General features: G+C 73.2%; 26 protein-coding genes. 17 read left to right on the top strand and 9 right to left on the bottom strand.

Translation table 11 applies throughout. The features are described from left to right. The 5 genes from AB0P24_RS42350 to AB0P24_RS42370 form a co-directional block, all read left to right on the top strand. A partial coding sequence (locus AB0P24_RS42350; protein ID WP_365803815.1) for an acyltransferase domain-containing protein occupies positions 1-3,175 on the top strand: 3,175 nt, incomplete at its 5' end. Continuing rightward, positions 3,172-3,489: an acyl carrier protein gene (locus tag AB0P24_RS42355; protein ID WP_181809046.1), complete on the top strand. Its 318-nt coding sequence runs from the start codon at positions 3,172-3,174 to the stop codon at positions 3,487-3,489. The genes AB0P24_RS42350 and AB0P24_RS42355, both read left to right, overlap by 4 nt. A 3-nt stretch (positions 3,490-3,492) precedes the next feature. Next, positions 3,493-4,308: an alpha/beta hydrolase gene (locus AB0P24_RS42360; RefSeq protein WP_365803817.1), complete on the top strand. Its 816-nt coding sequence runs from the start codon at positions 3,493-3,495 to the stop codon at positions 4,306-4,308. Continuing rightward, the gene (locus AB0P24_RS42365) at positions 4,305-5,495 is read left to right on the top strand and encodes a glycosyltransferase (protein ID WP_365803819.1); all 1,191 of its coding nucleotides are present in this window, start codon (positions 4,305-4,307) and stop codon (positions 5,493-5,495) included. The genes AB0P24_RS42360 and AB0P24_RS42365 overlap by 4 nt, the downstream gene beginning before the upstream one ends. After that, positions 5,479-6,534 (top strand): class I SAM-dependent methyltransferase, encoded by a 1,056-nt coding sequence (locus AB0P24_RS42370; protein ID WP_365803821.1) that lies wholly within the window; start codon positions 5,479-5,481, stop codon positions 6,532-6,534. The genes AB0P24_RS42365 and AB0P24_RS42370 overlap by 17 nt, the downstream gene beginning before the upstream one ends. Positions 6,535-6,550: 16 nt before the next feature. On the opposite strand, the gene AB0P24_RS42375 is transcribed toward AB0P24_RS42370, so the two are convergent. Beyond that, a complete protein-coding gene (locus AB0P24_RS42375) occupies positions 6,551-7,567 on the bottom strand; it encodes a YbhN family protein (RefSeq protein ID WP_365803823.1) in 1,017 nt (338 codons plus the stop codon). A gap of 202 nt (positions 7,568-7,769) precedes the next feature. Between AB0P24_RS42375 and AB0P24_RS42380 the strand changes: the two genes are divergently transcribed. Then, complete coding sequence (locus AB0P24_RS42380; RefSeq protein ID WP_365803825.1) at positions 7,770-8,408, top strand: DedA family protein; 639 nt, start codon at positions 7,770-7,772, stop codon at positions 8,406-8,408. Positions 8,409-8,504: 96 nt separating this feature from the next. Here AB0P24_RS42380 and AB0P24_RS42385 read toward each other — a convergent pair whose 3' ends face one another. After that, the gene (locus AB0P24_RS42385; RefSeq protein ID WP_365803828.1) at positions 8,505-9,032 is read right to left on the bottom strand and encodes a gamma carbonic anhydrase family protein; all 528 of its coding nucleotides are present in this window, start codon (positions 9,030-9,032) and stop codon (positions 8,505-8,507) included. A gap of 109 nt (positions 9,033-9,141) precedes the next feature. Between AB0P24_RS42385 and AB0P24_RS42390 the strand changes: the two genes are divergently transcribed. Next, positions 9,142-9,906, top strand: coding sequence for an acyltransferase (locus AB0P24_RS42390; RefSeq protein WP_365803830.1), 765 nt, complete (start codon positions 9,142-9,144; stop codon positions 9,904-9,906). 31 nt (positions 9,907-9,937) lie between these two features. Here the strand turns inward: AB0P24_RS42390 and AB0P24_RS42395 are convergent, their stop codons facing one another. After that, positions 9,938-10,795, bottom strand: a complete 858-nt coding sequence (locus tag AB0P24_RS42395; protein ID WP_365803832.1) for a DMT family transporter — start codon at positions 10,793-10,795, stop codon at positions 9,938-9,940. A gap of 124 nt (positions 10,796-10,919) precedes the next feature. Between AB0P24_RS42395 and AB0P24_RS42400 the strand changes: the two genes are divergently transcribed. Together AB0P24_RS42400 and AB0P24_RS42405 are read left to right on the top strand one after the other, a co-directional pair. Then, entirely contained in the window at positions 10,920-11,492 is a 573-nt protein-coding gene (locus AB0P24_RS42400) for an XRE family transcriptional regulator (protein ID WP_365803834.1), read from the top strand. Positions 11,493-11,530: 38 nt separating this feature from the next. Continuing rightward, on the top strand, positions 11,531-12,085 hold the full coding sequence (locus AB0P24_RS42405; RefSeq protein ID WP_365803836.1) for a YbaK/EbsC family protein: 555 nt from the start codon (positions 11,531-11,533) through the stop codon (positions 12,083-12,085). On the opposite strand, the gene AB0P24_RS42410 is transcribed toward AB0P24_RS42405, so the two are convergent. Beyond that, complete coding sequence (locus tag AB0P24_RS42410; protein WP_365803838.1) at positions 12,082-13,431, bottom strand: cation diffusion facilitator family transporter; 1,350 nt, start codon at positions 13,429-13,431, stop codon at positions 12,082-12,084. The two genes, AB0P24_RS42405 and AB0P24_RS42410, sit on opposite strands and share 4 nt — an antisense overlap. 69 nt (positions 13,432-13,500) lie before the next feature. On the opposite strand from AB0P24_RS42410, the gene AB0P24_RS42415 reads away from it, so the two are divergent. Further along, on the top strand, positions 13,501-13,866 hold the full coding sequence (locus AB0P24_RS42415) for a metalloregulator ArsR/SmtB family transcription factor (RefSeq protein ID WP_365803840.1): 366 nt from the start codon (positions 13,501-13,503) through the stop codon (positions 13,864-13,866). Positions 13,867-13,915: 49 nt separating this feature from the next. On the opposite strand, the gene AB0P24_RS42420 is transcribed toward AB0P24_RS42415, so the two are convergent. From AB0P24_RS42420 to AB0P24_RS42430, 3 genes are all read right to left on the bottom strand, one after another. Next, positions 13,916-15,139 carry a 4-hydroxybenzoate 3-monooxygenase gene (locus tag AB0P24_RS42420; RefSeq protein ID WP_365803842.1) on the bottom strand — a complete coding sequence of 408 codons (1,224 nt, stop codon included), beginning with the start codon at positions 15,137-15,139 and terminating at the stop codon, positions 13,916-13,918. Between the two features lie 72 nt (positions 15,140-15,211). Continuing rightward, complete coding sequence (locus AB0P24_RS42425) at positions 15,212-16,849, bottom strand: APC family permease (protein ID WP_365803844.1); 1,638 nt, start codon at positions 16,847-16,849, stop codon at positions 15,212-15,214. A 229-nt stretch (positions 16,850-17,078) separates the two neighbouring features. Next, the gene (locus AB0P24_RS42430) at positions 17,079-17,492 is read right to left on the bottom strand and encodes a CoA-binding protein (RefSeq protein WP_365803846.1); all 414 of its coding nucleotides are present in this window, start codon (positions 17,490-17,492) and stop codon (positions 17,079-17,081) included. A 183-nt stretch (positions 17,493-17,675) separates the two neighbouring features. Here AB0P24_RS42430 and AB0P24_RS42435 point away from each other — a divergent pair, with 183 nt between their 5' ends. From AB0P24_RS42435 to AB0P24_RS42460, 6 genes are all read left to right on the top strand, one after another. Next, on the top strand, positions 17,676-18,407 hold the full coding sequence (locus tag AB0P24_RS42435) for a hypothetical protein (RefSeq protein WP_365803885.1): 732 nt from the start codon (positions 17,676-17,678) through the stop codon (positions 18,405-18,407). Further along, complete coding sequence (locus AB0P24_RS42440) at positions 18,404-18,961, top strand: histidine phosphatase family protein (protein WP_365803849.1); 558 nt, start codon at positions 18,404-18,406, stop codon at positions 18,959-18,961. Before AB0P24_RS42435 ends, AB0P24_RS42440 begins: the two co-directional genes overlap by 4 nt. 26 nt (positions 18,962-18,987) lie before the next feature. Then, entirely contained in the window at positions 18,988-19,614 is a 627-nt protein-coding gene (locus AB0P24_RS42445) for a YigZ family protein (RefSeq protein WP_365803851.1), read from the top strand. Between the two features lie 231 nt (positions 19,615-19,845). After that, on the top strand, positions 19,846-20,772 hold the full coding sequence (locus AB0P24_RS42450) for a PmoA family protein (protein ID WP_365803853.1): 927 nt from the start codon (positions 19,846-19,848) through the stop codon (positions 20,770-20,772). Beyond that, positions 20,766-21,527, top strand: a complete 762-nt coding sequence (locus AB0P24_RS42455; protein ID WP_365803855.1) for a cupin — start codon at positions 20,766-20,768, stop codon at positions 21,525-21,527. Before AB0P24_RS42450 ends, AB0P24_RS42455 begins: the two co-directional genes overlap by 7 nt. Before the next feature lie 69 nt (positions 21,528-21,596). Continuing rightward, positions 21,597-22,493, top strand: a complete 897-nt coding sequence (locus tag AB0P24_RS42460; protein ID WP_365803857.1) for a MarR family transcriptional regulator — start codon at positions 21,597-21,599, stop codon at positions 22,491-22,493. Positions 22,494-22,610: 117 nt separating this feature from the next. Here the strand turns inward: AB0P24_RS42460 and AB0P24_RS42465 are convergent, their stop codons facing one another. Both AB0P24_RS42465 and AB0P24_RS42470 read right to left on the bottom strand, forming a co-directional pair. Beyond that, on the bottom strand, positions 22,611-22,976 hold the full coding sequence (locus AB0P24_RS42465) for a metalloregulator ArsR/SmtB family transcription factor (RefSeq protein ID WP_365803859.1): 366 nt from the start codon (positions 22,974-22,976) through the stop codon (positions 22,611-22,613). Positions 22,977-23,177: 201 nt separating this feature from the next. Beyond that, on the bottom strand, positions 23,178-23,552 hold the full coding sequence (locus tag AB0P24_RS42470) for a hypothetical protein (RefSeq protein WP_181808767.1): 375 nt from the start codon (positions 23,550-23,552) through the stop codon (positions 23,178-23,180). 469 nt (positions 23,553-24,021) lie between these two features. Between AB0P24_RS42470 and AB0P24_RS42475 the strand changes: the two genes are divergently transcribed. Then, positions 24,022-25,185 (top strand): exonuclease SbcCD subunit D, encoded by a 1,164-nt coding sequence (locus AB0P24_RS42475; protein WP_365803861.1) that lies wholly within the window; start codon positions 24,022-24,024, stop codon positions 25,183-25,185. Positions 25,186-25,237 lie beyond the last annotated feature (52 nt).

The following is a 25,237-nucleotide window of genomic DNA, read 5'->3' on the forward strand; positions in this document are numbered from 1 at the left end:
CGCGGGAGTCATCGGCGCCCGCGGCGCGGAAGCCGCCGCCCCCCGCCGCGCGGAGGTCACCGAACCCGAGCGCATCCTCCTGCTCGCCGCCGACACTCCCGAGCGGCTCACCGCCGTCCTCGCCGCCGACGACTCCGCGGTCCTCGCCGCCGGTCTCGACCCCGAGGGGACCCACCCGCAGGCCGGCCCGGTCCGGCTGGGCATCGTCGACCCCACCGCCAAACGGCTGGCCCTCGCCCGGCGCGCGGTCGGCAGGGGCCGTGCCTGGCAGGGTCGCAACGACGTGTGGTTCCGGCCCGCCGCACTGCTGAGCACCGGCAAGCTGGCCTTCGTCTTCCCCGGTCTGGAAGGCGAGTTCACTCCCCGCGTCGACGACATCGCCGCGCACTTCGGCCTCCCCGCCGTCACCGGCCCCGCCCCGGACGCCGTGCGGGTCGGGGACGTGGGCCGCCATGGGTTCGGTGTCGTCGGCGTGGGGCGGCTGCTCGACTCGGCGCTGCGCCGGATGGGCGTGGTGCCGGACGCGGTCGCCGGGCACAGCGTCGGCGAGTGGACGGCGATGGTGGCCGCCGGGCTCTACTCGGGTGACCAGGTCGACGCGTTCATGGCCGAGTTCGACCCCGACGCGGTCACCGTGCCGGGCCTTGCCTTCGCCGCGGTCGGCGCCCCCGCCGACCGGGTCCTCGCCGCACTCGACGAGGACTGGACGGACGCCGGGATCGTCCTCTCCCACGACAACGCGCCGAACCAGTCGATGATCTGCGGCCCGGACCGGGCCGTGGCGGACTTCGTCCGGGCCTTCCGGGCCGACGGGGTGCTCTGCCAGGTGCTGCCGTTCCGGTCCGGTTTCCACACCCCGATGCTGGAGCCGTACCTGACCCCCATCAGGGAGGCCGCCGAGCGCTTCCGGCTGCACCGGCCGGCGGTCCCGGTCTGGTCCGGCACCACCGCGGCCCCCTTCCCGGCGGCCGACACGGAGGTACGCGAGCTGTTCGTCCGGCATCTGCTGGAGCCGGTCCGGTTCCGGCAACTGGTCGAGGGCCTGTACGCCGCAGGGCACCGCGTCTTCGTCCAGACGGGCCCCGGCCAGCTCGCCTCCCTGATCGGCGACACCCTCGGCGACCGCGACCACCTCGCCGTCGCCGCCAACTCCCCGCACCGCTCCGGCCTTGCCCAGCTCCGGCGCGTGGCCACCGCGTTGTGGACCGCCGGCGCCACCGTCGCACCGGCGGTCCCGGGGACGAGCACCCCGGCCACGTCCCCACGGCAGCGGCCGCCCGTCCGGCTCGACCTGGGCGGCGCGCTGGTCTCCCTGGACGGCCCGGAACTGGCCGGACTCCGCACGGCGCTGGGCAGCGGCCGGACATCCGCCGGACCGTCCCCGCTGGACGACCTCGCCGCCCGCATCCCGGCCGCCGCCGAACTCGACGCGCTGCTGCGGGAGACGGCCGACACGGCAGCGGCCGTGCTCACCGCGATCCGCACCCCGTCCGGCACCACGGCGGCCCCCACCACCGCCCGTGCCCAGCCCCGCTACGCGGCCCCTCGTCCGACCGCACCCCGGCTCACCGCGGACCGCGGCCCCGCCCCCACGGCAGCGCCGCCGCCCACCCCGCGCACCACCACCCTCCGGGTGTCCCCCGAGGCGATGCCCCACCTCCTCGACCACTGCTTCTTCCCGCAACGCCCCGGCTGGCCCGACACCGAGGACCGCTGGCCGGTGGTGCCCGCCACCACGATCGTCCAGCACATGATGGACGCGGCCGAGGACGCCACCGGGCTGCGCGCGGTGGCCGTGCACGGAGCCCGCTTCGACCGCTGGCTCACCGCCACGCCTCCCGTCGACGTCCCGGTCACCGTCACCCCCGACGGGCCCGGACGGGTCTCGGTCACCTTCGGCCCCACCGCCCGCGCGGTCGTCGAAGTCGCCCCGGAGCACTCCCGGCCGCCCGCCGGCCCCACCCGCCCCCCGGCCCACGAGCGGACCCCCGACCACACCGCGGCCGAGCTGTACGCCGAGCGCTGGATGTTCCACGGCCCGGCGTTCCAGGGCGTCACCGAGCTCACCGCGATCGGCGACCGGCACGTGCGCGGGGTGATCACCGCGCCCGCCGCCCCGGGCGCGCTGCTCGACAACGTCGGCCAGATCCTCGGCTACTGGATCATGGCGACCCGTACCGAGCGGACCGTCGTCTTCCCGGTGCAGATGCGCCGGACGCGCTTTTACGGCCCGCATCCCGCCCCCGGCACCGAGGTCGGCTGCCTGGTGCGGATCACCTCACTCACCGACACCGTCCTCGAGGCGGACGTGGAGCTCACCGTCGGCGGCCGGGTGTGGGCCCTGATCGACGGCTGGCAGGACCGTCGCTTCGACAACGACCCGCACACCCGGCCCGTCGAGCGCTTCCCGGAACGCAACACCCTCTCCCAGACGCAGCCCGGCGGCTGGGCACTGCTCCACGAACGCTGGCCGGACCTGGCCTCCCGCGAGCTGATCATGCGCAACTCCCTGGGCGGAGCGGAGCGTTCGGAGTACGCTGAGCGCCCGCCGCGCGGCCGCCGGCAGTGGCTGCTGGGCCGGATCGCGGCCAAGGACGCGGTACGGCAGTGGCTCTGGCAGCACGGCGAGGGGCCGGTCTTCCCGGCCGAACTCCGGGTCGCGAACGACGGGTTGGGCCGTCCCTACGTGGTCGGCGTGCACGGCCGCACGCTGCCCGCGCTGGACGTCTCCCTCGCCCACCGGGCCGAGGCGGCGGTGGCGATCGTACGCCCGCACACCCCCGGACCCGGGCCGGGCATCGACCTCGAAGAGGTCGCCGAACGCGACCCGGCCGCGGTGCGAGCCGCGCTCGGCGCGGACGAACTCCGGCTGTTGCACACCCTGTCCGCAGCCGACGCGGGCGGCTCCACGGCCCTCTGGTTCACCCGGTTCTGGGCCGCCAAGGAAGCCGTCGCCAAGGCCGAGGGCACCGGATTCGACGGCCGGCCACGGGACTTCACCGTCCTGGAGGCGGCCCCGGACGGCAGCCGGCTGCTGGTCTCGGGCCGGCTGGAACGCGCCTACCCGGTGCACTGCGCGCCGGTCCGCAATCCCCCCGCACTGCCGGACCGCGACTACGTCGTGGCCTGGACGACCGGACCGGCAGCCGCAGACCCCGAGGAGGACCCGCGATGAACCCCACCGAGCCCGAAGTCCGCGCCGACGAGGAGGCGGTCCTCGCCGACCTGGCGCGGATGCTCCGCACCCTCCTGGAGGAGTACGGCGACGACGACGCCGAGATCGGCATGAGCACCACCTTCAACCGCGACCTGGAGCTGGAGAGCATCGACCTGGTCACCCTGGCCGGGCTCCTGGAGGAGCGGTACGGCAAGCGGGTCAACTTCGCCGAGTTCCTGGCCGGGATGGAGTTCGACGAGATCATCGAGCTCACCGTCGGACGGCTCGTGGAGTACGTGGTGTGGAGCCTGAAGGCCACGGAGGCGGGCTGAGCCATGGCGATCGTCGACACCGGGGACATCCGGCTGCACGTCCAGCGAATGGGCCCGGGGGAGGGCCGTACCCCCCTCGCCACCGTGGTCCTGGTGCACGGGCTGCTCACCGACAGCCTGGCCAGCTACTACTTCACCGTGGCACCCGCGTTCGCCGCCTCCGGGCTCGACGTGGTCATGTACGACCTGCGCGGTCACGGCCGCAGCGGCCGTCCGGCCGGCGGCTACACCCTCGACCACAACATCGACGACCTGGAGGCCCTGCTCGACCGGCTGGCGATCACCGGCCCGGTCCACCTCGTCGGCAACTCCTACGGCGGCACCATCGCCTTCGGCTACGCGGCCCGCCACCCGGAGCGCACCGCCAGCCTGACCCTGATCGAGTCGGAGCCGGCGACCGCCGCCTGGGCCGCGAAACTCGGCGGCATCCTGCACCGGGTGGTCACCGAACTCGCCCACAACGAGCCGGAGGCGATCGCCTGGATCACCGCCCATCGCAGCCACAACACCGCCCGGCTGGCCAGGGGCGCGGCCCGGCTCGCCCGCGAGACCAGCCTCGGCCGGGACATCCCGGCCAGCAGGGTCCTGACCGAGGACCAGATCAGCGCCGTACGCTGCCCGGTCCTCGGGGTGTACGGCGGTGACTCCGACCTGGTCGAGGTGGTCCCGCTCAAGGAGACCCTGCTGGCGGACTACCGGTCGGTGGTGCTGCCGGGCCACGAGCACTCCGTGCTGGTCGAGGCGGCCGGCACGGTCGGCGGACACATCCTGGAGCTGATCCACTCGGTCAGCGGGGCGCGGGCGGCCGGGGTCCGGTGAGCGGCTTCCTGTTCGTCGTGCCGCCCCTGGTCGGGCACATCAACCCGGCCGTCGGCGTCGCGGCCCGACTCGCCGCGCGCGGGCACCGGGTGGCCTGGGTCTGCGCGGACGCCGAGCTGGTGCGCCGGCTGGCGGGACCGCAGGCACGGGTGTTCCGGTGCGCCGGGACACCGGAGGGGCAGCGGCCCGCGGACCTGCGCGGCGCGGAGGCGCTGAAGTTCCTCTGGGAGTGGTTCCTGGTGCCCCTGGCGGACGCCATGGCGCCCGGTGTGCGGGCGGCCGTCGACGACTTCCGCCCCGACGTCGTGGTCGCCGACCAACAGGCCTTCGCCGGGGCCCTGGTGGCCGAGCGGCTCGGCCTGCCCTGGGCGACCTCCGCCACCACCTCGGCCGAGTTCGGGGGTGCCTACGACGGCATCCCCAAGGTCGCCGAGTGGCTCCGGGACCGGCTGGCGGAGCTGCGGGACCGCATCGGCGACCCGGCGGGCACCGCCGACCCGCGCTTCTCGCCACAGCTCACCCTCGCCTTCACCACACCCGAACTGGCGGGCCCCACCGACCGGCCGGCGATCCGCTACGTGGGCCCGTCGATCTCCGAGCGGCCGGTCGCCGACGGCTTCCCCTGGGAGTGGCTGGACCCGAGCCGGGAGCGGGTCCTCGTCTCCCTCGGCACCGCCAACGCGGACGTGGGCGGGCGGTTCCTCGCCGAGTGCGTGGCCGCCGTACGCGAACGGGCCCACCGGGTACAGGCGCTGGTGGCCGACCCCGGCGCCACGCTGCCCCCCGCGACCGACGACAAGGACCTCCTGATCCTGCCCTCGCTGCCCCAACTCCCGCTCCTGGAAAGGGTCGACGCGGTCGTCTGCCACGCCGGGCACAACACCGTGTGCGAGGCCCTGTGGCACGGCGTCCCGCTGGTCGTCGCTCCCATCCGCGACGACCAGCCGGTGATCGCCGGGCAGGTCGTCGACGCCGGGGCGGGCGTCCGCGTCAGGTTCGGCCGGGTCACCGCCCCCCGGCTGGGCGACGCCCTCGACACCGTCCTGTACGAACCCGGCCCGCGCACCGCGGCGGCCAGGATCCGCACCGCGTTCCGCGCTGCGGGCGGCGCGCCGGCCGCCGCGACCCACCTGGAACGCCTCGCAGCCGACCCGCACGCAAGGAGAGCCGATGAGCAAGCAGAGTGAGATCGAGGCGTTGCGCTCCGCCTACCGGCGGGACCTCGCCGAAGGCACCGACCGCTTCTTCGAACCCCCGCGCACCACCTGCCCCTGGTGCGACTCCGACCGGCTGAGCACCCGGCTGCGCACCACCGACCTGCTCCAGCACAAGCCCGGCGCCTTCGTCCTCGACCGCTGCGACGACTGCGGACACACCTTCCAGAACCCGCGCCTCAACGACACCGGCCTGGAGTTCTACTACCGCGACTTCTACGACGGCCTCGGCGAGCAGAAGATGAGCGGCACCTTCGGCGGCCGGACCAAGATGTACCAGGGCCGCGCCCGGTCCATGGTCCCGCACGACCCCACCCCCAAGAACTGGCTGGACGTCGGCACCGGCCACGGCCACTTCTGCGAGGCGGCCCGCGAGGTGCTGCCCGGCACCGCCTTCGACGGCCTCGACTTCACCGACGGCGTCGAACTCGCCGCCCGCGAGGGCCGGGTGGAACGCGCCTACCGGGGCGCCTTCCCGGACCTGGCCCCCGAACTCACCGCCCGCTACGACGTCGTCAGCATGTTCCACTACCTGGAGCACAGCACCGACCCCGACCGCGAACTGCGCGCCGCCCACGAGACGGTACGCCCCGGCGGCCACCTCCTCATCGAGGTCCCCGACCCCGAAAGCCGCTACGCCCGGCTCCTCGGCCGCTGGTGGCTGCCCTGGTTGCAGCCGCAGCACCTGCACTTCATCCCGGTCGCCAACCTGCGCGAACGGCTCACCGGGCTGGGCTTCACGGTCGTCGCCGAAGAGCACGCGGAGGCCCATGACCCCGTCGACCTGCTGGCCGCCGTCTGGCTCGCCCTGGACCACACCGCCCCGCACGAGGACGCCCCCTGGCTTCCCCACCCGCCGGGCGCCCTCCAGAAGGCGCTCCGCGCCGCCCTGCTCCTCGCGGGCATCCCGGCCCTGATCGCCGGCACCCTCCTGGACCGCTTCGCCGTACGGCCGCTCTCGCAGCGCCTGCGCCTCGCCAACGCCTACCGCGTGGTCGCCCGACGCGACTGAGGACTCCGGGGACGCCTCACAGCGCCTTCGCGCGGAACATCGCCGACAGCACCAGGGCGCCCGGCAGCAGCGGCACCCAGTCGGTCAGGACGCGGTAGCCGATCACGGTCGCGGTGGCCACCGCCAGCGGGGCGCCGAACGCGGCCAGCGTGAACACCAGCGCCGCGTCCACCGCGACCCCGCCGGGCACCGGCACGGCACCCCCGGCAGTGCCCGCCGCCAGATAGGCGAGGGTCACGTCCGCCCACGACAGCCCGAGCCCGAGCGCCTCCCCGGCGCAGGCCAGCACACTCGCCTGCACCAGCGGCATCGCGGTGGCCCCGCCCCACAGGGCCAGCACCCGGGAGGGCCGCGCGTGCACCGTCCGGGCATCGGTGAGCGCACAGCGCACCAGCCCCGTCACCGGCCGCCGCAGCGGTCGTACGACGGCCGTCGCCACGCCCGCCAGGGCGAGGGCGGCGGCGACCGGGATCAGGACGACGCCGTCCGGCAGCAGCTCGCCCAGCCGCCGCCACGCGGACGAGGACAGCAGGAACCCGATCAGCAGGACCGTCTTGGCACCCGACTTGGCCACCGAGTACAGCGCGATCGAGGCGGTGGCCCGCTCCAGGGGGACACCCCGGGTGCGCAGGAAACGCACGGTGACGGCGTGCGCGCCGAGCCCGGCGGGCAGCGCGTGGTTGGCGGCCCCGGCGGCGAACTGCGAGGCCAGCAGCAGCCCCGGCGGCAGCCGGTCGGGCACGGCGCCCTGCCGCATGCAGGAGGCCGCCACCCAGGTCAGGCAGGTGCAGGCGCCGCCGGCCAGCAGCCACCCCGGTTCGGCGCGGGCGAGCCGAGTGACGCCCTCGTACAGCAGTGACTGGTTGGCCAGCCCCCAGACCGCGGCGACGAGCAGCGGGGACAGGCACAGGGCGAGCCGGAGCCGCCGGCCCGCCCGCGAGGGCGTCGGCAGCGGGCGCACGGGTGAGCCGGAGCGGAGCGAGGACAGTGACGACGGTGACGACGGTGACGACAGTGAGGGCAGTGAGGACACGGGGACGTTGTCCTTCCACAAGGGGCCCGCGGTGGGGAGCCGCGGGCGAGCGGGGCCGCCCGGGAGCCTTCCCGTCCCGAATGACACCTGGATGTCCGAAAACCTAAGGCAGGGGGGCGGGCCGGTGCCACGGACGATGCGCTACCCGGCCGACCCGGTAGCCTTCCTGGGGAAGGAGCACGCGACAGGGGAGGTTCCAGCGGTGCACGTCCAGGAATGGCTCGACTCGGTGCCGGCGGTCGCCGTCTACGCCGTGGTGGCGCTGGTCATCGGAGTGGAGAGCCTGGGGATCCCGCTGCCGGGCGAGATCGTCCTGGTCTCCGCCGCGCTGCTCTCCTCCCAGCACTCGGGCGTCAACCCGTTCGTCCTCGGCGCCTGCGCGACGGCCGGCGCGGTGATCGGCGACTCCATCGGCTACGCGATCGGCCGCAAGGGCGGCCGCCCGCTGCTCGCCTGGCTGGGCGGGAAGTTCCCCAGACACTTCAGCGAGGGGCACGTCGCCACCGCCGAGCGCTCCTTCGAGAAATGGGGCATGTGGGCGGTCTTCGTCGGCCGCTTCATCGCCCTCCTGCGCATCTTCGCGGGCCCGCTGGCCGGCGTCCTGCACATGCCGTACTGGAAGTTCCTGATCGCCAACCTCCTGGGCGGCATCTGCTGGGCAGGCGGCACCACCGCGGTCGTCTACTACGTCGGCATCGTGGCGGAGGACTGGCTGAAGAGGTTCTCGTACGTGGGCCTGGCGGCGGCGGTCCTCTTCGGCCTGGCCTCGATGCTGATCGTGCGCCGCAAGGCGAAGCAGGCGCAGCCGAAGGAGCCCGAGCCTGTCGGTGCCGGCGACTGAATGCTTTTTGGGGGGCGCGGGGCCGTATAGGTGTGCGGCTCCGCCGCGTGGGCGTGACAAGCCCCCACGCACCCGCACCCGCACCCGCCAGTCCGCCTACTCATGCACCCCGCGATGCGCCTTGGCCAACTCTGCGTACAAGGTCCCGTTCAGGGTCACCCCTTCCCGCTCCTCCTGGCTGAGCTCGCGCCGCACCTTCGCGGGCACCCCCGCCACCAACGACCCCGGCGGCACCACCATCCCCTGCGGCACCAACGCCTGCGCGGCCACCAGCGACCCCGCCCCGATCACGGCCCCGTTCAGCACGGTCGCCCCCATCCCGATCAGACAGTCGTCCTCCACGGTCGCCCCGTGCACCACCGCGTTGTGCCCGATGGACACCCGCTCCCCGACACTCACCGGAAACCCCGGATCCGCGTGCAACGTCACATTGTCCTGGACGTTCGCCTGCGCCCCCACGACGATCCGCTCCACATCCCCCCGCACCACCGCGCCGTACCAGACACTCGCCCCGGCCCTCAGCGTCACGTCCCCGATCACCGAGGCCGTCGGCGCCACGAACACGTCGGCCCCGACCTTCGGCTCGCGCCCCCCGATCCCCACGACCAGCGCCTTGTGAGTCATCACCGTCTCCCGTCGTCATCGATTCCCCGGAAACCTACGCCACCGGTTGGGGCGCAGATCACAGCGGCCCGCTCTCTTCCAGTCGGCGCCCGCTGAGTAGCGTGACTGCGTGCCGAAGCCCAAGAACACGTTCTCGTCCTGGCGTCGCCGCCTCGCCCAACGCGCAGTGCACGCGGCCTGGGCCTGGGTGCAGCGCACGGGATCCGTCACGGCCGACCACCCCGGCCGCTTCCGCTTCGGCGCCCTCGGCGAAGCCACCCGCCTCGCCTTCCCGCTCGGCACGGTCTTCGGCGAACCGTGGATCCACCTCGGCTCGCACTGCATCGTCGGCGAACAGGTCACCCTCACCGCGGGCCTGATGCCCGACCTCGACCTCGGCCCCGACCCGATCCTGCGCATCGGCGACGGCGTGGTCCTCGGCCGCGGCAGCCACGTCATCGCCGACACGACGGTCACCATCGGCAGCGACTGCTACTTCGGCCCGTACGTCTACGTCACCTCCACCAACCACTCCTACGACGACCCGCACGAGCCCATCGGCAGGCAGTGGCCCCGCATGGAGCCCGTGGAGATAGGCCCCGGCTGCTGGATCGGCACCGGCGCGGTGATCCTGCCGGGCGCGCGGATCGGCCGGAACGTGGTGGTGGCCGCCGGCGCGGTGGTCCGGGGCACGGTGCCCGACCATGCCGTGGTGGCCGGCGCGCCTGCCCGGGTCGTACGCCGCTGGACGCCCGAGACCGGCTGGCAGCCGCCGCTGCGCACGCCCCCGCCGGTGCCGATCCCCGAGGGCACCACGCCGGAGCAGTTGCGCGCGCTGGCGGAACTGGACGAGGAGGACGTGGCGCGGCTCGCCGCACTGGAGGCCGAGAGCTGAGCGGCCTTCGGCCGAGCCGCCGGCCGCCGGCTCAGCCGGTGGCCAGCAGCAGCGTCCCCACCAGCGCCAGCCCGGCGCCCGCCGCCTGGACCGCGCGCAGCCGTTCGCTGAGGAAGCCGCGGGCCGCGAGCGCGGTGACCACCGGGTAGAGCGAGGCGAGCACCGCGGCGACGGTGACCGGACCGTGCTGGGCGGCGACCGAGTACGTGCCGTTGGCCGCGACGTCGGCGAGACCGACAGCGCCCAGCGCCGGGAGCGTGGACCAGGCGAAGCCGCCTTCCGGCAGCGCGGGCGTGCCCCGGCGCGCGGACAGCCACAGGGCCGCGCCGCCCGTCACGACGCTGGTCAGCCGCTGTACGAAGAGGGCCAGGAAGAGGCCGGTGACCGTGGTGGACGCCTCGGTGATCAGCGCGAACACCGTGCCGAAGCCGGCCGCCGAGACCAGGGTGAGCAGGATCGTCCGGCGCTGTACGGGCGCGCCGCGCAGCTGCGGGCCGCCGGCCAGGACGACCCCGGTGACGGCGACCGCGATGCCCGCGACCTGGAGCAGCCCCGGCCGCTCACCGAGGACGAGCCCGACCCCGACCGGGACGGCGACGCTCAGCGTGGCCAGCGGGGAGACCACCCCCATCGGGCCGAGGGCGAGGGCCTCGTAGAAGGAGAACAGCGCGACCGGTCCGACCAGCCCCGCCGCGACGGCGAACCACAGCCGCGGTCCGGCCTCGCCCCAGCCGCCCGTGGCGACCACGATCACGCCCAGGACCGCCGCCGCCAGGCCCTGCGACACGACGACCACCGTGAGCGCCGGGGCGCGTCGTGTGAGCAGCCCGCCGCCGAAGTCGGCCAGTCCCCACAGGAGACTGGTGGTCAGGGCGAAGAATGCTGTCACGGCCCGCCTCGCAGTACAGTTCGGTGAACGATCAGGTGCATCCCACCGTAGTTCACCGAGATGAACTTCGTCATTCAAAATATTGGACCACAATGCTTTCCGTGATGGATGGGATGGACGGAACGTGTCGGACCTCGACCTGCTGACCCAGTCCCTGGCCCGCAACGTCAAGCACTGGCGGGCGGTGCGCGGGTTCACTTTGGACGTGCTCGCGGCGCGGGCCGGGGTCAGCCGAGGCATGCTGATCCAGATCGAGCAGGCCCGCACCAATCCGAGCATCGGCACGGTCGTCAAGATCGGTGACGCGCTCGGCATCAGCGTCACCACCCTGCTCGACTACGAGCAGGGCCCGAAGGTCCAGATCGTCCCCGCCGACAAGGCAGTACGGCTGTGGCACACCGCGGCCGGCAGCTTCAACCGGCTCCTCGCCGGTACCGAGGCGCCCGGCCCGCTGGAGATGTGGGACTGGCATCTGATGCCGGGGGAGAGCAGCTCGTCGGAGCCCCACCCCGCCGGCACGGTGGAGATCGTCCATGTCACCGCCGGTGAACTGACCCTCACCGTCGACGGCACCGAGTACCGCGTGCCGACGGGCGCCAGCGCTTCCTTCGAGGCCGGCACGGCCCACGTCTACGGCAACACCGGGGACGTGCCGATGGTGATGGTGATGACGGTCTCCGTGCCGCCCGTGCCGTGAGCTCCGAGCCCCGCGGTGCGGGCTGTTAGCGTGCGGACATGCGCGCACCCATCGGAGACTTCGACACCGCCGTCCCCGCCCCCGACTGCCTCGACGAGCTGATCGAGCCGGTCGCCGACGCCGTACGCCACTGGACCGGCGCCGTACCCGCCGACCGGATCGTCTACGTCGAGACCGACCCGCGGTGGGCGGACACCGCGGTCTTCGTCGAGCACTACGGGCGGGACCTGCTGGAGCGGTCGGCCAACTGCGTGGTGGTGGCGGGACGGCGCGGCGGCGAGACCACCCTGGCGGCCTGTCTGGCGCTGTCCACGACCAAGGTCGACGTCAACGGCCTGGTGCGCCGCCAACTCGGCGCCCGCAAGGCGTCCTTCGCCTCGATGGACACCGCGACCGGCGCGACCGGCATGGAGTACGGCGGCATCACCCCGATCGGACTCCCGCGCGACTGGCCGCTGTTGGTGGACTCCGCCGTGGTCGACCTGCCCTACGTCCTGGTCGGCAGCGGCCGCCGGCGCGGCAAACTCCTGGTCCCCGGAAAGGCGTTCGCCGAGCTGCCGGGCGCGGTGGTGCTGGAGGGGCTCGGCGTCTAGGACGGCGCGTGGGCGTGGGCGTGGTGCGCCAGCGCCAGATGCGGGTCCGCCTGGCCCGGGGCCGGCGCCGGATCCGCGTGCACCAGGGCCGCCGTCAGTCTTGGCACGGCGTGCAGCAGCGCGTGTTCCGCCGCCACGGCGATCCCGTGGGCCTGCCGTACGGTCGCCTCGCCGTCGACCACGACCGCCACCTCGGCCCGCAGCCGGTGCCCGATCCACCGCAGCCGCAGCTCGCCCACCGCACGCACCCCCGGCACCTCGCGCAGCGCCCGTTCGGCCCGGTCCGTCAACTCCGGGTCCACGGCGTCCATCACCCGCCGGAACACCTCGCGCGCCGCGTCCCGCAGCACCAGCGTGATCGCGGCCGTGATCGCCAGTCCCACCAGCGGGTCGGCGAGTTGCCAGCCGAGCGCCGAGCCGCCGGCCCCCAGCAGCACGGCCAGCGAGGTGAATCCGTCGGTACGGGCGTGCAGCCCGTCGGCCACCAGCGCGGCCGAGCCGATCTCCCGGCCCACCCGGATCCGGTACCGGGCCACCCACTCGTTCCCGGCGAACCCGGCCAGCGCGGCCACCGCGACCGCGGAAAGGTGCGAGACGGGGCGCGGATCCAGCAGCCGGTCGACCGCGGTCCAGGCGGCGAAGACGGCCGACGCGGTGATCGTCAGCACGATCGCGATCCCCGCGAGGTCTTCGGCCCGCCCGTAGCCGTAGGTGAAGCGGCGGTTCGCCGCGCGACGCCCGAGCACGAAGGCGATGCCCAGCGGTACGGCGGTCAGCGCGTCCGCCGCGTTGTGCACCGTGTCCCCGAGCAGCGCGACGGAACCGGACAGGACGACCACGACCGCCTGCACGAGCGCCGTCGCGCCGAGCACGGCCAGCGAGACCCAGAGCGCCCGCATGCCCCGCGCCGAGGACTCCAGCGCGGGGTCGAGCTTGTCGGCCGTCTCGTGAGAGTGGGGCGTGAGCAGGTGCGTGAGGCGGTGGCGGAGACCGGCGGACGAGGAGTGCGCGTGGCCGTGCTCATGGCCGTGGCCGTGGCCGTGGCCGTGGCCGTGGCCGTCGCCGTGGTCGTGGTCGTGGTCGGGTCCAGGGCCGTGGTCGTGGCGGTGGTCGTGGTCGGGCTCAGGGCCGTGGTCGTGGCCGTGCTCGTGGTCGTGCTCAGGGTGGCCGTGCTCATGGCGGTGCTCATGGCGGTGGTCGTGGTCGGGGCCAGGGCCGTCGGTGGGCTTGCCGTGCCGGTCGAGGGTGGGGGCGTGCTCGTGAAGGTGACGGTTGTCCGCGGATGCGTGTTCGTGAAGGTGACGGTCGTCCGCGGATGCGTGTTCGTGGTGGTGCCGGTCGCTCATGCGGCTCCCCTCTCCGGTGCGCCGGGCGTGGACATGGACATCCGACGCCCACGAGGCCATTATGTGCGTATGAGCGTACGCATGCACCTATCACCTGCGCATCATGCGCATCCGCGCACCCCCGGCGAGGAGCAGTTCGTGCTCGCCGCCGAAGTCCTCGCCCTGCTCGGCGACCGCACCCGGCTCACCCTGCTGCACGCGCTGACGGCGGGGGAGGCCGACGTCAGCACGCTCACCGAGGTGTGCGGGGCCGCGCGGCCCGCCGTCAGCCAGCATCTGGCCCGGCTGCGGCTCGCGGGGCTGGTGGGCACGCGCAAGGAGGGGCGCCGGGTGGTGTACTCGCTGCGCCACGGTCATCTGCGGCGCCTGGTCGACGAGGCGCTGAAGGTGGCGGACCACCGGCTGTCCGAGACCGCCACCGCGGCAGACGGCTGAGTGTTCACGACCCGCGCCGGAACTCCCGCGGCCGTCCCCACGCGGCGTTTCAGAAGGCGGCGGCCGAACCGAGGTACTGCTCGGCGAAGGCCGTCGCCGCCGCGCGCGAGGTGAACAGCCTGCGCAGCCGGGCCAGCGTGGTGCCCGCGAGGAACGGATCGCCGGAGGCCGTGCCGTGGTAGATGCCCGACAGGAACTGTGAGAACTCCTGGTAGTCCCAGACCCGGCGCAGGCAGGCGTGGGAGTAGCCCTCGAGGCCGGTGTCGTCGCCCTTCGTGGCGTGCGCGGTGATCGCGTCGCCCAGCAGGAAGGCGTCGTGCAGGGCGAGGTTCATGCCCTTGGCGGCGATCGGCGCGGTCAGGTGCCCGGCGTCCCCGGCCAGGAAGAGGCGGCCGTACACCATCGGTTCGACCACGTAGTCGTGCATGTCCAGCACGCGCTTCTCGATCAGCCGCCCCTCGGTGAGCGGCGGCGCCCCGGCCGCGCCGAGCCGCTCGCGCAGTTCGTCCCAGACCCGGTCGTGCGACCAGTTCTCCGGATCGTCGCCCGGCGGGCACTGCAGGTAGTAGCGGGTGACCTCGGGGCTGCGCGCCATGTGTCCGGCGAAACCGTTCGGATGGACGCCGAAGACCACACAGTCCGAGGACGGCGGTGCCTCGGCGAGCAGGGCCAGCCACGCCACGCCGTAGTCCTGCCGGGAGACGCGCACCCGCCCGTCGGGTATCGCGTCCCGGGTCACCCCGCGCGCCCCGTCGCAGCCCGCGACGAACTCGCAGCGCAGAACGTGCCGTCGACCGGTCTCCGGATCGAGGTACGACACGGCGGGCCGGTCCGTCTCCAGGTCGTGCAGCATGACGTCCCGCACCTCGAACCTGATGTCCCCGCCGCGCACGTCGGCGTACTCCCGCACCAGGTCCGTCACGAGCAGGGGCTGCGGGTAGACGTAGTGGTGATGACCCGTCAGTTCGTGGTAGTCGAACCGGAACCGCTCACCGGCGAACCGGAACTCACACGCGCTGTGCGGCTGCGCCCGGGTCGCCAGGTTCTCGCCCAGGCCACGCTGCCGGAGCCCGCGGACCGCCCATTCCTCGATGACCCCGGCCCGTGGCCGGGTCTCGATGAACTGTCTGCTCTCGGTCTCCAGGACCACACAGTCGACGCCGGCGGCCCGCAGGATGTTCCCGACGGTCAGCCCGGCGGGCCCGGCGCCCACGATGACGACCGTACGGGGTTCCGCGGAAGGGGAGTCGCTGTGAGGGGAAGGGTGCGTCACCCCCGCATTATGACGGTGTCCCGTCAGCCACGGCAGTGCCGCCGTGGCTGACGGGACGCGGGTGCGGAGGGGTCAGTGCGCCGGGGCGTCCGTGACCACGACCTCGTCGATGCTGCGCTCGATGTCGGCGGCCGTGGAAGCGGTCGCCTTGGCCCAGTAGTAGACGCCGATCGAGAAGGCGGCGACGACCAGGATGTCCCACCACAGCGCGATGTGGTTCTGGCCGCCGAAGCTGCCCTGCCAGGAGATCAGGCCCATGCCGATCAGATAGGCGGGCAGCCACTGCGCGGCCCGGAAGTCCAGCCTGGGCGCGTCCGGCAGGTTCTTGCTGTGGGCGTAGAAGGAGTAGCCGCCGAGCAGCAGGTAGCCGAGCACGATCGCGAGGCCGAGCCGCCACAGGATGTCCCAGCCGGACCAGTAGATGATCAGGTTGGCGACCACGAACGACAGCGGGGAGAGCAGCTTGCCGAACGGCAGCCGGTAGGGCCGCTCGCGCTGCGGCAGCTTGTCGGCGAAGACGCCGTACGCCAGCGGCGCGCCGGCGTACATCAGCACGCTCGCCGAGGTGATGAAGCCGACCAGCTGCTGCCAGCTCGGGAAGGGCAGGAAGCAGACGACGCCCGTCACGAAGGACATGATGAGGCCGAACCACGGCACGCCGCGGGCGTCGGTCCGGGTGAAGGCCTTCGGCGCATAGCCGTTCTTCGCCAGACCGTAGGAGACGCGCGAGGTGGCGGTGGTGTAGATGAGGCCGGTGCCGCCGGGGGAGATGATCGCGTCCAGGTAGAGGACCACGGCCAGCCAGCCGAGGCCCACCAGGGTGGCGAGACCGGCCCACGGGCCACTGATGCCCTTGTAGTACAGGTGACCCCAGCCGTGCGCGAAGGAGGTGTGCGGCAGCGCGGCGATGAACACCACCTGGAGCAGGACGTAGATGACGGCACCGATCGCGACCGATCCGAGTGTGGCGCGCGGCAGGTCCTTCTTCGGGTTGCGGCTCTCGCCCGCCAGCTGGATCGCCTGCTCGAAGCCGAGCAGCGCGAAGATGATGCCGCTGGTGCTGATCGCGGCCAGGACGCCCTTGGCGCCGAAGGGCGCGAAGCCCTCCGAGTGGAAGTTGGACGGGTGGAAGTTGCCGATCGCGATGATGAAGATCGCGGCCAGCGGCACGGCGATCTTCCACCAGGTCGCCGCGCTGTTGGTGTGCGCGAGCACCCGGACGCCGAAGAAGTTGACGCCGACGAACAGGGCCATGAGCACGACGGCCACCAGCAGGCCGCTGGCGGTCAGGGTGCCGTCGGCGTGCTCCAGGTGCTGGGCCCACTTCCAGTGACCGGCGTAACCGATCATGGCCTCGACCTCGATCGGGGCCACGGTCGCCGCCTGCAGCCAGGAGAACCAGCCGAAGGACATGCCGGCCAGGCCGCCGAACGCGTAGTGCGGGTAGCGGGCCGTACCGCCAGCGACCGGGAACATGCCGCCGAGTTCGGCGTGCACCAGCGCCAGGAGCACGATCGCGACCGCGCCGATCACCCACGAGATGATCGCCGCGGGGCCGGCCATACCGACCGCCTTCTCGGCTCCGTACAGCCATCCGGAGCCGATGATCGAGCCCACAGAGGCCCACATCAGGCCGATCAGCCCGACGTCCCGCCTCAGACCGTCCGAAGGCGTGGTGTCCTCCGAAGCGGCTTTCTCGACACTCACCATGTCAAGTGGCCTCTCAGTTTCTGAACGCAGATTTAACGAGCAAGACGCCACAAGGTAAGGGTGCACGCCACAAGCGGAGAAGAGCGTTTCCCAAGATTTGACCCTCGATCTTTCCTGTCTTGGCCAAAGCTTTTGCACAGGTCAGTAAGGGTCACAGAATGTCCCTATTCAGTTGTGATAAGTGAGAAGAGGGCGAGACAGGCAAGCTCAGATCTTCCTCAAATCCGGCTCAGATCCCGCCCAGGCGAGGAATTTCGATGGCCGGGCAGCGGTCCATGACCATGTCCAGTCCCGCGGCCCGCACCCGCTCGTACGCCGCCTCGTCGACCACCCCGAGCTGGAACCACACCGCCTTCGCGCCCTTCGCCACCGCCTCGTCCGCGACCGGCCCGGCCAGTTCGCTGTTGACGAAGACGTCGACCACGTCGACGGCGAAGGGAATCTCCGCGAGGGAGGCGTAGCCCTGCTCGCCGTGGACCGTCTCCGCCTTGGGGTGGACCGGCACGATCCGCTTGCCGAACCGCTGCAGCGTCTGCGCCACCCGGTACGCCGCCCGCTCCCGGTTGGACGACAGGCCCACCACCGCCCAGGTGTCCCCCGTCCCGGTCAGAATCCTGCGGATCGTCGCTTCATCGCCGTACATCGTCGGCCTCCTCGGCTCGGGGATCATCCGCCGTCGCCAACAGTGGCCTCCGGACCCTGATTCCCCGGCCCCGAGCGGGTCCGCGGGGCAGGGGGGTGTCGCATGTCCCGCATGTCCCGCCACGGTGACCTGAATCATCGCAAGGTGCCTGCGTACGGCCCGCCGCACGCCTACGCTCAGGCCGTGCTCCGCATCCTCGACGCCAAGACCGGTGAGACCGTCCCCGCCGTCTCCGCCCGCCGTGCCCTGACCCGGGTCGAGGCGCATGCCTCCGGGTACGACCTGACGGCGCTGCGGGTCCTGCTCACCAGCGACCTCCTGCTGCGCGCGCTGGAACTCGGCGGCACCCCGGTCCTGCCCTTGCTCACCGCCGACCGTCATCAGGCGGAACTGCACGCCGCCGCCACCATCCTCGGCATCCGCCCCTTCGAGGACGGCCGCGACCTCGCCGCGGGACTGGGTGAGGCACAGGTCGTCCACGTCACGGCCACGGGCCTGGCCGTGCCCGGCGCCGGCCTGACCGTCGCCGTCGCCCCCGCCGACGGCTGCGACGCCGCCGTCCTCCACACGCTCGCCGACCCCGCCGCACTCCGGCTCGCCCTCCTCGACGCACCGCGCGGCGCGGCCGTGCACCTGGGCGCCGGCGCCCTCGACGCGGCCAGCCGGCGGCTCGGCAGGCTGCGGCAGTCGGTGGCGCACTGGGCGCGCAGCCCCTCACGGCCGGTGCCCGAGAAAGTGCGGGGACGGCTCCGGGAGGCCTGGGAGGACGACCTCGACGTGCCCGCGGTGCTCGGCGTGCTGCGCTGGATGGAGAACCAGCCCGAGATCCCCGACGGCGCCCGCTTCGAGACCTGTGCCTACGCCGACCGGCTGCTCGCCCTCGACCTCGCCCGCGACCTCGGGCGGGCGGCGTGATCAACCGGGCGGGCGCGGGACCGCTGCGCCGCCTGGTCGTCCTGCGGCACGCCAAGTCGGCCTGGCCCGAGGGCGTCCCGGACCACCTGCGCCCGCTCGCGGGCCGCGGCCGCCGTGACGCCCCCGCCGCCGGCCGCGCCCTCGCCGTGTCCGACTGCCTGCCCGACCTCGCGGTGTGCTCCACCGCGGTACGCGCCCGGCAGACCTGGGAGCTGGCCTCCGGCCAGTGGGGCACGCCGCCGCCGGTGCGCTACGACCGGCGGGTGTACGCGGCCGACGTACCCGACCTGCTGGAGGTCGTGCGCGAGGTGCCGCCCGAGGTGGAGACGCTGCTGCTGGTCGGGCACAACCCGGGCCTGGAGGAGCTCGTCCTCCGGCTCGCGGGTGACGGCCTCGACGACACCCTGGAGCGGGTCCGTGAGAAGTTCCCGACGTCCGCGATCGCCGTCCTGGCCTGGCACGGCAGGACATGGGCCGCCCTCGCCCCGGGGGCGGCGCTGCTCACGGAGGTGACGGTGGCCCGGGGGCGGAAGAAGCAGCGGCGCAAGGAGTAGCGCACGGGTCCGCATAGGCTGGGCGGATGCAGGACGAGTACCGCACCGTCGCCCGCGCCGGCACGCACGAGACCGAGGTCAACCGCTCCCGCTTCCTGTGCGCCCTCGCCCCGGCGGCCACCGAGCAGGAGGCCCAGGACTTCGTCGCGGCGGTCCGCAAGGAACACGCCGACGCCACCCACAACTGCTGGGCCTACGTCATCGGGGCCGACGCCGCCGTCCAGAGGGCCAGCGACGACGGCGAGCCGGGCGGCACCGCAGGCGTCCCCATGCTCCAGATGCTGCTGCGCCGGGACATGCGGTACGTCGTCGCCGTCGTCACCCGCTACTACGGCGGCGTCAAGCTCGGCGCCGGCGGGCTGATCCGTGCCTACGGCGGTGCCGTCGGTGAGGCCCTCGACGCCGTCGGCACCCGCACCCGCCGCCGCTTCCGGCTGGCCACGGTGACCGTCGACCACCAGCGGGCCGGAAAGGTCCAGAACGACCTGCGGGCCACCGGCCGAGAGGTCCGCGACGTCCGCTACGGCGAGGCCGTCACCATCGAGATAGCCCTGCCGGACGCCGACGTGGCCGCCTTCCGCGCCTGGCTCGCCGACGCGACGGCGGGCACGGCGGCCCTCGAACTGGGCAGCGAGGCGTACGGGGACGCGTGACGACCGGGACCAGGACCGGGGCGGGCGCCGAGTCCACCGCCCCCGCCCCGCCGTCCGGCACCCGGGGGTCGAGAACGACGGCCGCCCTCTCTCCGCCGTTGCTGCGCGGGGGGTTGTCCTGACATTCCGCCGGATCTAGGGTTCCCTCCGAGAGCAAGCGCTTTCTCCGCGACGAGATCCACGCCGCCATGCACGGCGAGACCCCCACCGGGCCCCCACCGAGGAGCGCGCATGAGCATCCGCGTCAGCCACGTCCACGGCGAGCACATCGCGGTCGCCGCAGCGGACGGCACCGAGATCCTGCGGTACGTCTACCGCCCCGACCCCGAGGCCTACGAGGCGCGCAAGCCGTACGCCCACCCGGTGCGCACCCTCGCGGGCCGCACCGTCACCGGCTACCGGCCGAACGACCACCGCTGGCACAAAGGCCTCCAGATGACGGCCAGCCATCTGTCCGGGCAGAACTTCTGGGGCGGCAACTCCTATGTCCACGGCCGGGGTTACCAGGTGCTGCCGGAGCGGGTCGGCTCGATGCGGCACGACGGCTTCCCCGAGTTCGCCGTCGCGGACGACAGGTTCTCCTTCACCGAGCGGCTGACCTGGGTGGCGAACGGCGGCGCGGAGTGGGCGCGGGAGGTGCGCGGGCTCACCGTGCACTCCGTCGACGAGCGGGCCGGTGCCTGGGCACTCGACTGGTCGATCCACCTCACCAACATCCGTGCCGAGCCCCTGACCTTCGGTTCGCCCACCACCGAAGGCCGTGAGATGGCCGGATACACCGGCCTGCAGTGGCGCGGCCCCCGTGATTTCACCGGCGGCACCGCGTTCGGCCCGGACGGCGTCACCGGAGCCGGGAAGCTGATGGGCACCCAGGGCCCCTGGCTCGCCTGCACCGCCGAGCACGACGAGGTGGACGGGCACTCCACGATCGTCTTCGCCCACGCGCCCGAGAACCTCGACGCGCGGACGGCGATCCACCCGTCGCACTGGTTCGTGCGCGCGGAGCCGATCCCCACGGCCGCGTTCTCCTGGGCGTTCTTCGACGAGTTCGCCCTGCCGCCCGGCGAGTCCTTCGCCTACCGCTACCGGTTCGTCTTCGCCGACGGCGCCTGGGACGCCGACCGTGTCGCCGCGCACCTGGGGGGCCTGCCGTGGTGAACCCGCCCAGGACCGTCCTGCCCCACCCCCTCCCCGGTGCCATCGGCCTGTCCCACCTCAGCGTCTACGAGTGGGAGGCCGCCGACGGCGTCTGCGGCGGCAGTCCGCATCTGCACCTGGTCTGCACGGAGGCCTACGTCGTCACCGGCGGCCGGGGTGCCGTGCAGACGCTCAGCCCGGACGGCTACCGGGACATCCCGCTGGAGCCCGGATCCGTGGCCTGGTTCACCCCGGGCACCGTGCACCGCATGGTGCAGGGCGGCGACCTGCGCGTCACCGTGCTGATGCAGAACAGCGGGCTGCCCGAGGCCGGGGACGCGGTCTTCACCTTCCCGCCCGGCGTCCTCGCCGACCCCGAACGGTACGCGGCCCTGGCGACGCTGCCCTCCGGCACGGGGGCCGAGGTGGAGCAGGCCGCCCGAAGGCGCCGGGACCTCGCCGTCGAGGGCTACCTCGGCCTGCGCGAGGCGCTGGTCGCCGGGGACAACGGCCCGTACACGGAGTTCCAGCGGGCCGCCGCCCGGCTGGTGCGCGAGAAGGTGCCGCGCTGGCGCGAGCTGTGGCGGGCCGGGGCGCTGGCCGCCGCCGAGCGCACCGGTGCCCAGCTCGACGCGCTGCTGGCCGGTGAGCCGTCGTACCTCGGCGAGGCGACCGCGTACGAGACCGCGCCCACGCGGCTCGGCGGGTTCGGGATGTGCGGCCGCCGCGACGAGTACAGCCTGCCGGGGACGACGCTCCCGTACGGCGGCGAGTAGGCCTTCCGGTGCCCCGGGCCGGCCGGCCCTGCCTCGACTCGGCCGCCGATCGAGGCGTAGAACGGTGCCATGTCAGTGCCGATACCGATGCCGGCCCGGGGCGGCGTCGCCCGTGAGCTGTGGCGGCTGCTCGAACCGATCCACGCCGTGGTCTACTTCGCCCCGGAGCCGCTGGAAGAGTTCCGGGCGGTGGGCTACCGCGGTTTCTGGATGGGCTACTTCGCCGGACGGGCCGCTCCCCTGGGCGGTGCCGGCGCCGACGTCGTGCACGCCCTGTTCTACAACTTCGCCTACGAGCGGGTGAGCCGCGCCCTGCCGGCGGCCTGGAGCTTTGCTCCGCCCGACGAGGCCCTCCAAGCGCGCGTACGAGGATCGGTGCGCGCGCTCAGCCGGGCGCTCGGCCCCGCGGCCGACGGCGCGGATGTGGCCCGGGCGGCGGAGCTCGCCACGCGTGCCGCGCGGTCGGCTCCCCTCGAAGGCCGGGCTCTGTTCGCCGCCAACCGCTCCCTGCCGGTGCCTCAGGAGCCCCTTGCCCGACTGTGGCAGGCCGCGACACTTCTGCGTGAACACCGCGGCGACGGCCACGTCGCGGCTCTGCTCGCCGCCGGAATCACCGGCCGTGATGCGCACGTCCTCCACGCGACCGCGAACGGGATCCCCCGCGATGTCTACGGGCCGGCACGCGACTTCGACGAGGCGGAGTGGACATCGAGACGCGAGACCCTCCGACACAGAGGGCTCCTTGAGGACGACCGGCTGTCCCGGCGCGGACGGGAGCTCAAAGCCCGGATCGAGGAGCGAACCGACCAACTGGCGGCCACCGCCTACGACGCGCTGACCCCCGGCGAGACCGACGAACTCGCCCGGCTCCTGCGCCCGCTGACCCGGGCCGTGGTGCGCGCGGGCGACATTCCCCTGGACAACCCCATGGGACTCGACCTGCGCGAGTCACCCGGCCAGCCGTGAACTCGCGGCCGGAGCGGCGCGAGGGTCCGCCCTGCCGATCGATGCGGCAGGACGGCCCTTCGGCTCCGGCGTCGTCCGTCGTGACCGCTGACCGGTGAACTCCCGCGGCGGTGCCGGTCAGCCACGGTGGTGGGCGGACAGGGGCGAGGCGGACGCGTCGGCCTGCCGTAGCTCGGCGAGGAGCACGTTCTGCCCGCTGAGCAGCTCGGTGAGGATACGGCGGGCCGCGCGCAGGAGGTCGGCGACGTCGCCGCCGGCCAGTGCGTAGCTGACGGTGGAACCCTCCCGGATGGACACCACGATGCCGGATCGGCGCAGGACGGCCAGCTGCTGCGAGAGGCTGGACGGCTCGATCTCGATGTCGGCGAGCAGGTCTCGTACCGGGACCGGCCCGTGCTGGAGCAGTTCCAGGACCCTGATCCGTACGGGGTGCCCGAGCATGCGGAAGAAGTCCGCCTTGGCCTGGTAGAGGGGGACTTGCATGACTGCTCGCTCTCTGCCGGGTCGAGTCCGGAGGGGATGTCGGGGTACGGCGGTGCCTTGCGACACCGCCGCATCGGCCCGTCACAGCCGATCCTTGCCGCCCGGGGCCGTGCGCAGGCACGAATTGGAATCATGCTGATGTGGTCACTTGAAGAAGTTTTCACATCGTGGGCGCACAAAGCCCCGGACGCCGGATCGCCGCTAGACCTCAAGCTGTTCCTCGACCCGCTTGAGCTGGTGGCGGGCCATGGCGAGATTCGAGCGCTCCTTGTCGAGAACCAGATAGAGGAACAACCCGTTCCCGCTGCGGCCGGTGATCAGACGGATGAGGTGGTACTGCCGTTCGAGGGTGATGAGGATGTCCTCGATCCGGCTCTTGAGGCCCAGTTGTTCCATCGTGCGCACCTTGGCCCGGATGACGTCCGTGTTCCCGGCCGCGGCGATGGTCAGATCGAGGTCCTTGCTCCCGCCCAGGGTTCCCAGTGCCATGCCGCTGGTGTAGTCGACGACCGCGGCTCCCAGGGCCCCCTCGACCGAGGTCATCATTTCCTTCATCGACACTTCCACGCTCGCCATGACGGCGCCTCCCCTTCGGATGTCGGTTGCGACGGGACCGGCTCTCGGCGGTCCCGTCCGATGCACGGACCGTAGGCCGGTGGGAGCGGCGCCGGGACGGCGTCTCTGTGTCTGACGCATGATGACCGAACGGCTGCGCCATTGGTTCGCCTGAGCGACGAAAACTGGTGCGGGAGTGGGCGAAGTTGAAGCTTCGCCCCCGAGGGGCGGCCGTCGGCTACCGGGGAGTGGGAGCAGGCGCCGAGCACCACGAACAGGCCGCCCGGGGATCCACCCCCGCGAGGCCCGCGGTGTGCGGGACGGCGCGGGCCCGTGCGCTCCGCTTCCGGATGCAGGGTGATCTGAGGTGAGTGGTGGACCAGGGGACGACATGCGTTAGCGTGGCAGGCGTGCACGGGGGAGCACCCGTGCTGGTTTGTGCGGGCCGAACAGGTGCAATAGGGGTAAGCGTGCGGGTCAGGGTGGTTTCGTGAGAATCCTGCACACTTCCGACTGGCATCTGGGCCGGGCGTTCCACCGCGTGAACATGCTCGACGCCCAGGCCGAGTACATCGACCACCTCGTGGCGACCGTGCGCGAGCACGCCGTCGACGCCGTGGTGGTGGCGGGAGACGTGTACGACCGCGCGGTGCCGCCGCTCGCCGCGGTGGAACTCTTCGACGACGCCCTGCACCGGCTCGCCGGCCTCGGCGTGCCCACGGTGATGATCTCCGGCAACCACGACTCCGCCCGCCGCCTCGGCGTCGGCGCCGGTCTCATCGACCGGGCCGGCATCCACCTGCGCACCGAGCCGTCGGCCTGCGGCACCCCGGTGGTGCTCTCCGACGCCTTCGGGGACGTCGCGTTCTACGGGCTGCCGTATCTCGAACCCGCCCTGGTGAAGGACGAGTTCGCGGTCGACCGGGCCGGGCACGAGACGGTGCTGGCCGCCGCCATGGACCGGGTCCGCGCCGACCTCGCCGCGCGCGCGCCCGGCACCCGCTCCGTCGTCCTCGCCCACGCCTTCGTCACCGGCGGCGAGCCCAGCGACAGCGAACGCGACATCACCGTAGGCGGAGTGGCCGCCGTCCCCGCCGGCGTCTTCGACGGCGTCGACTACGTGGCCCTCGGCCACCTGCACGGCTGCCAGACCCTCACCGACCGCGTCCGCTACTCCGGCTCCCCGCTGGCGTACTCCTTCTCCGAGGCCGGCCACCGCAAGAGCATGTGGCTCGTCGACCTCGCGGCCGACGGCACGGTCACCGCCGAGCGCCTCGACTGCCCGGTGCCGCGCCCGCTGGCCCGTCTCCGCGGCACCCTGGACGACCTCCTCGCCGACCCCGCCCTCGCCCCCCACGAGGACGCCTGGGTCGAGGCCACCCTCACCGACCCGGTCCGTCCCGCCGACCCCATGGCCCGCCTCACCGGCCGCTTCCCGCACACCCTCAGCCTGGTCTTCGCCCCCGACCGGGCCCCGGACGACCCGGACGTCTCCTACGCCCGCCGCCTGGCCGGCCGCACCGACCGGCAGATCGCCGAGGACTTCGTGGTCCATGTGCGCGGCGCGGGCCCCGACGAACGCGAACTGGCCGTCCTGAGCGATGCGTTCGACGCGGTGCGCGCGGACGGCGCGGTACGCGAGGTGGCCCGGTGACCGGCCATGACCACGTGCACGCCCCGGTGACAGCGCACCCGCGTCCGCATCC

Origin of the sequence: Streptomyces sp. NPDC086519 (genome assembly GCF_040686075.1) — a bacterium.
Classification (GTDB): Bacteria; Actinomycetota; Actinomycetes; order Streptomycetales; family Streptomycetaceae; genus Streptomyces; species Streptomyces shenzhenensis.

Excerpts from the sequence above, each read along its gene's own strand:
- AB0P24_RS42355 (WP_181809046.1), top strand. The coding sequence starts at position 3,172 with ATGAACCCCACCGAGCCCGAAGTCCGCGCCGACGAGGAGGCGGTCCTC.
- AB0P24_RS42360 (WP_365803817.1), top strand. The coding sequence starts at position 3,493 with ATGGCGATCGTCGACACCGGGGACATCCGGCTGCACGTCCAGCGAATG.
- AB0P24_RS42370 (WP_365803821.1), top strand. The coding sequence starts at position 5,479 with ATGAGCAAGCAGAGTGAGATCGAGGCGTTGCGCTCCGCCTACCGGCGG.
- AB0P24_RS42385 (WP_365803828.1), bottom strand. The coding sequence starts at position 9,032 with ATGACTCACAAGGCGCTGGTCGTGGGGATCGGGGGGCGCGAGCCGAAG.
- AB0P24_RS42405 (WP_365803836.1), top strand. The coding sequence starts at position 11,531 with ATGCGCGCACCCATCGGAGACTTCGACACCGCCGTCCCCGCCCCCGAC.
- AB0P24_RS42410 (WP_365803838.1), bottom strand. The coding sequence starts at position 13,431 with ATGAGCGACCGGCACCACCACGAACACGCATCCGCGGACGACCGTCAC.
- AB0P24_RS42415 (WP_365803840.1), top strand. The coding sequence starts at position 13,501 with ATGAGCGTACGCATGCACCTATCACCTGCGCATCATGCGCATCCGCGC.
- AB0P24_RS42425 (WP_365803844.1), bottom strand. The coding sequence starts at position 16,849 with ATGGTGAGTGTCGAGAAAGCCGCTTCGGAGGACACCACGCCTTCGGAC.
- AB0P24_RS42430 (WP_365803846.1), bottom strand. The coding sequence starts at position 17,492 with ATGTACGGCGATGAAGCGACGATCCGCAGGATTCTGACCGGGACGGGG.
- AB0P24_RS42445 (WP_365803851.1), top strand. The coding sequence starts at position 18,988 with ATGCAGGACGAGTACCGCACCGTCGCCCGCGCCGGCACGCACGAGACC.
- AB0P24_RS42450 (WP_365803853.1), top strand. The coding sequence starts at position 19,846 with ATGAGCATCCGCGTCAGCCACGTCCACGGCGAGCACATCGCGGTCGCC.
- AB0P24_RS42460 (WP_365803857.1), top strand. The coding sequence starts at position 21,597 with ATGTCAGTGCCGATACCGATGCCGGCCCGGGGCGGCGTCGCCCGTGAG.
- AB0P24_RS42465 (WP_365803859.1), bottom strand. The coding sequence starts at position 22,976 with ATGCAAGTCCCCCTCTACCAGGCCAAGGCGGACTTCTTCCGCATGCTC.
- AB0P24_RS42470 (WP_181808767.1), bottom strand. The coding sequence starts at position 23,552 with ATGGCGAGCGTGGAAGTGTCGATGAAGGAAATGATGACCTCGGTCGAG.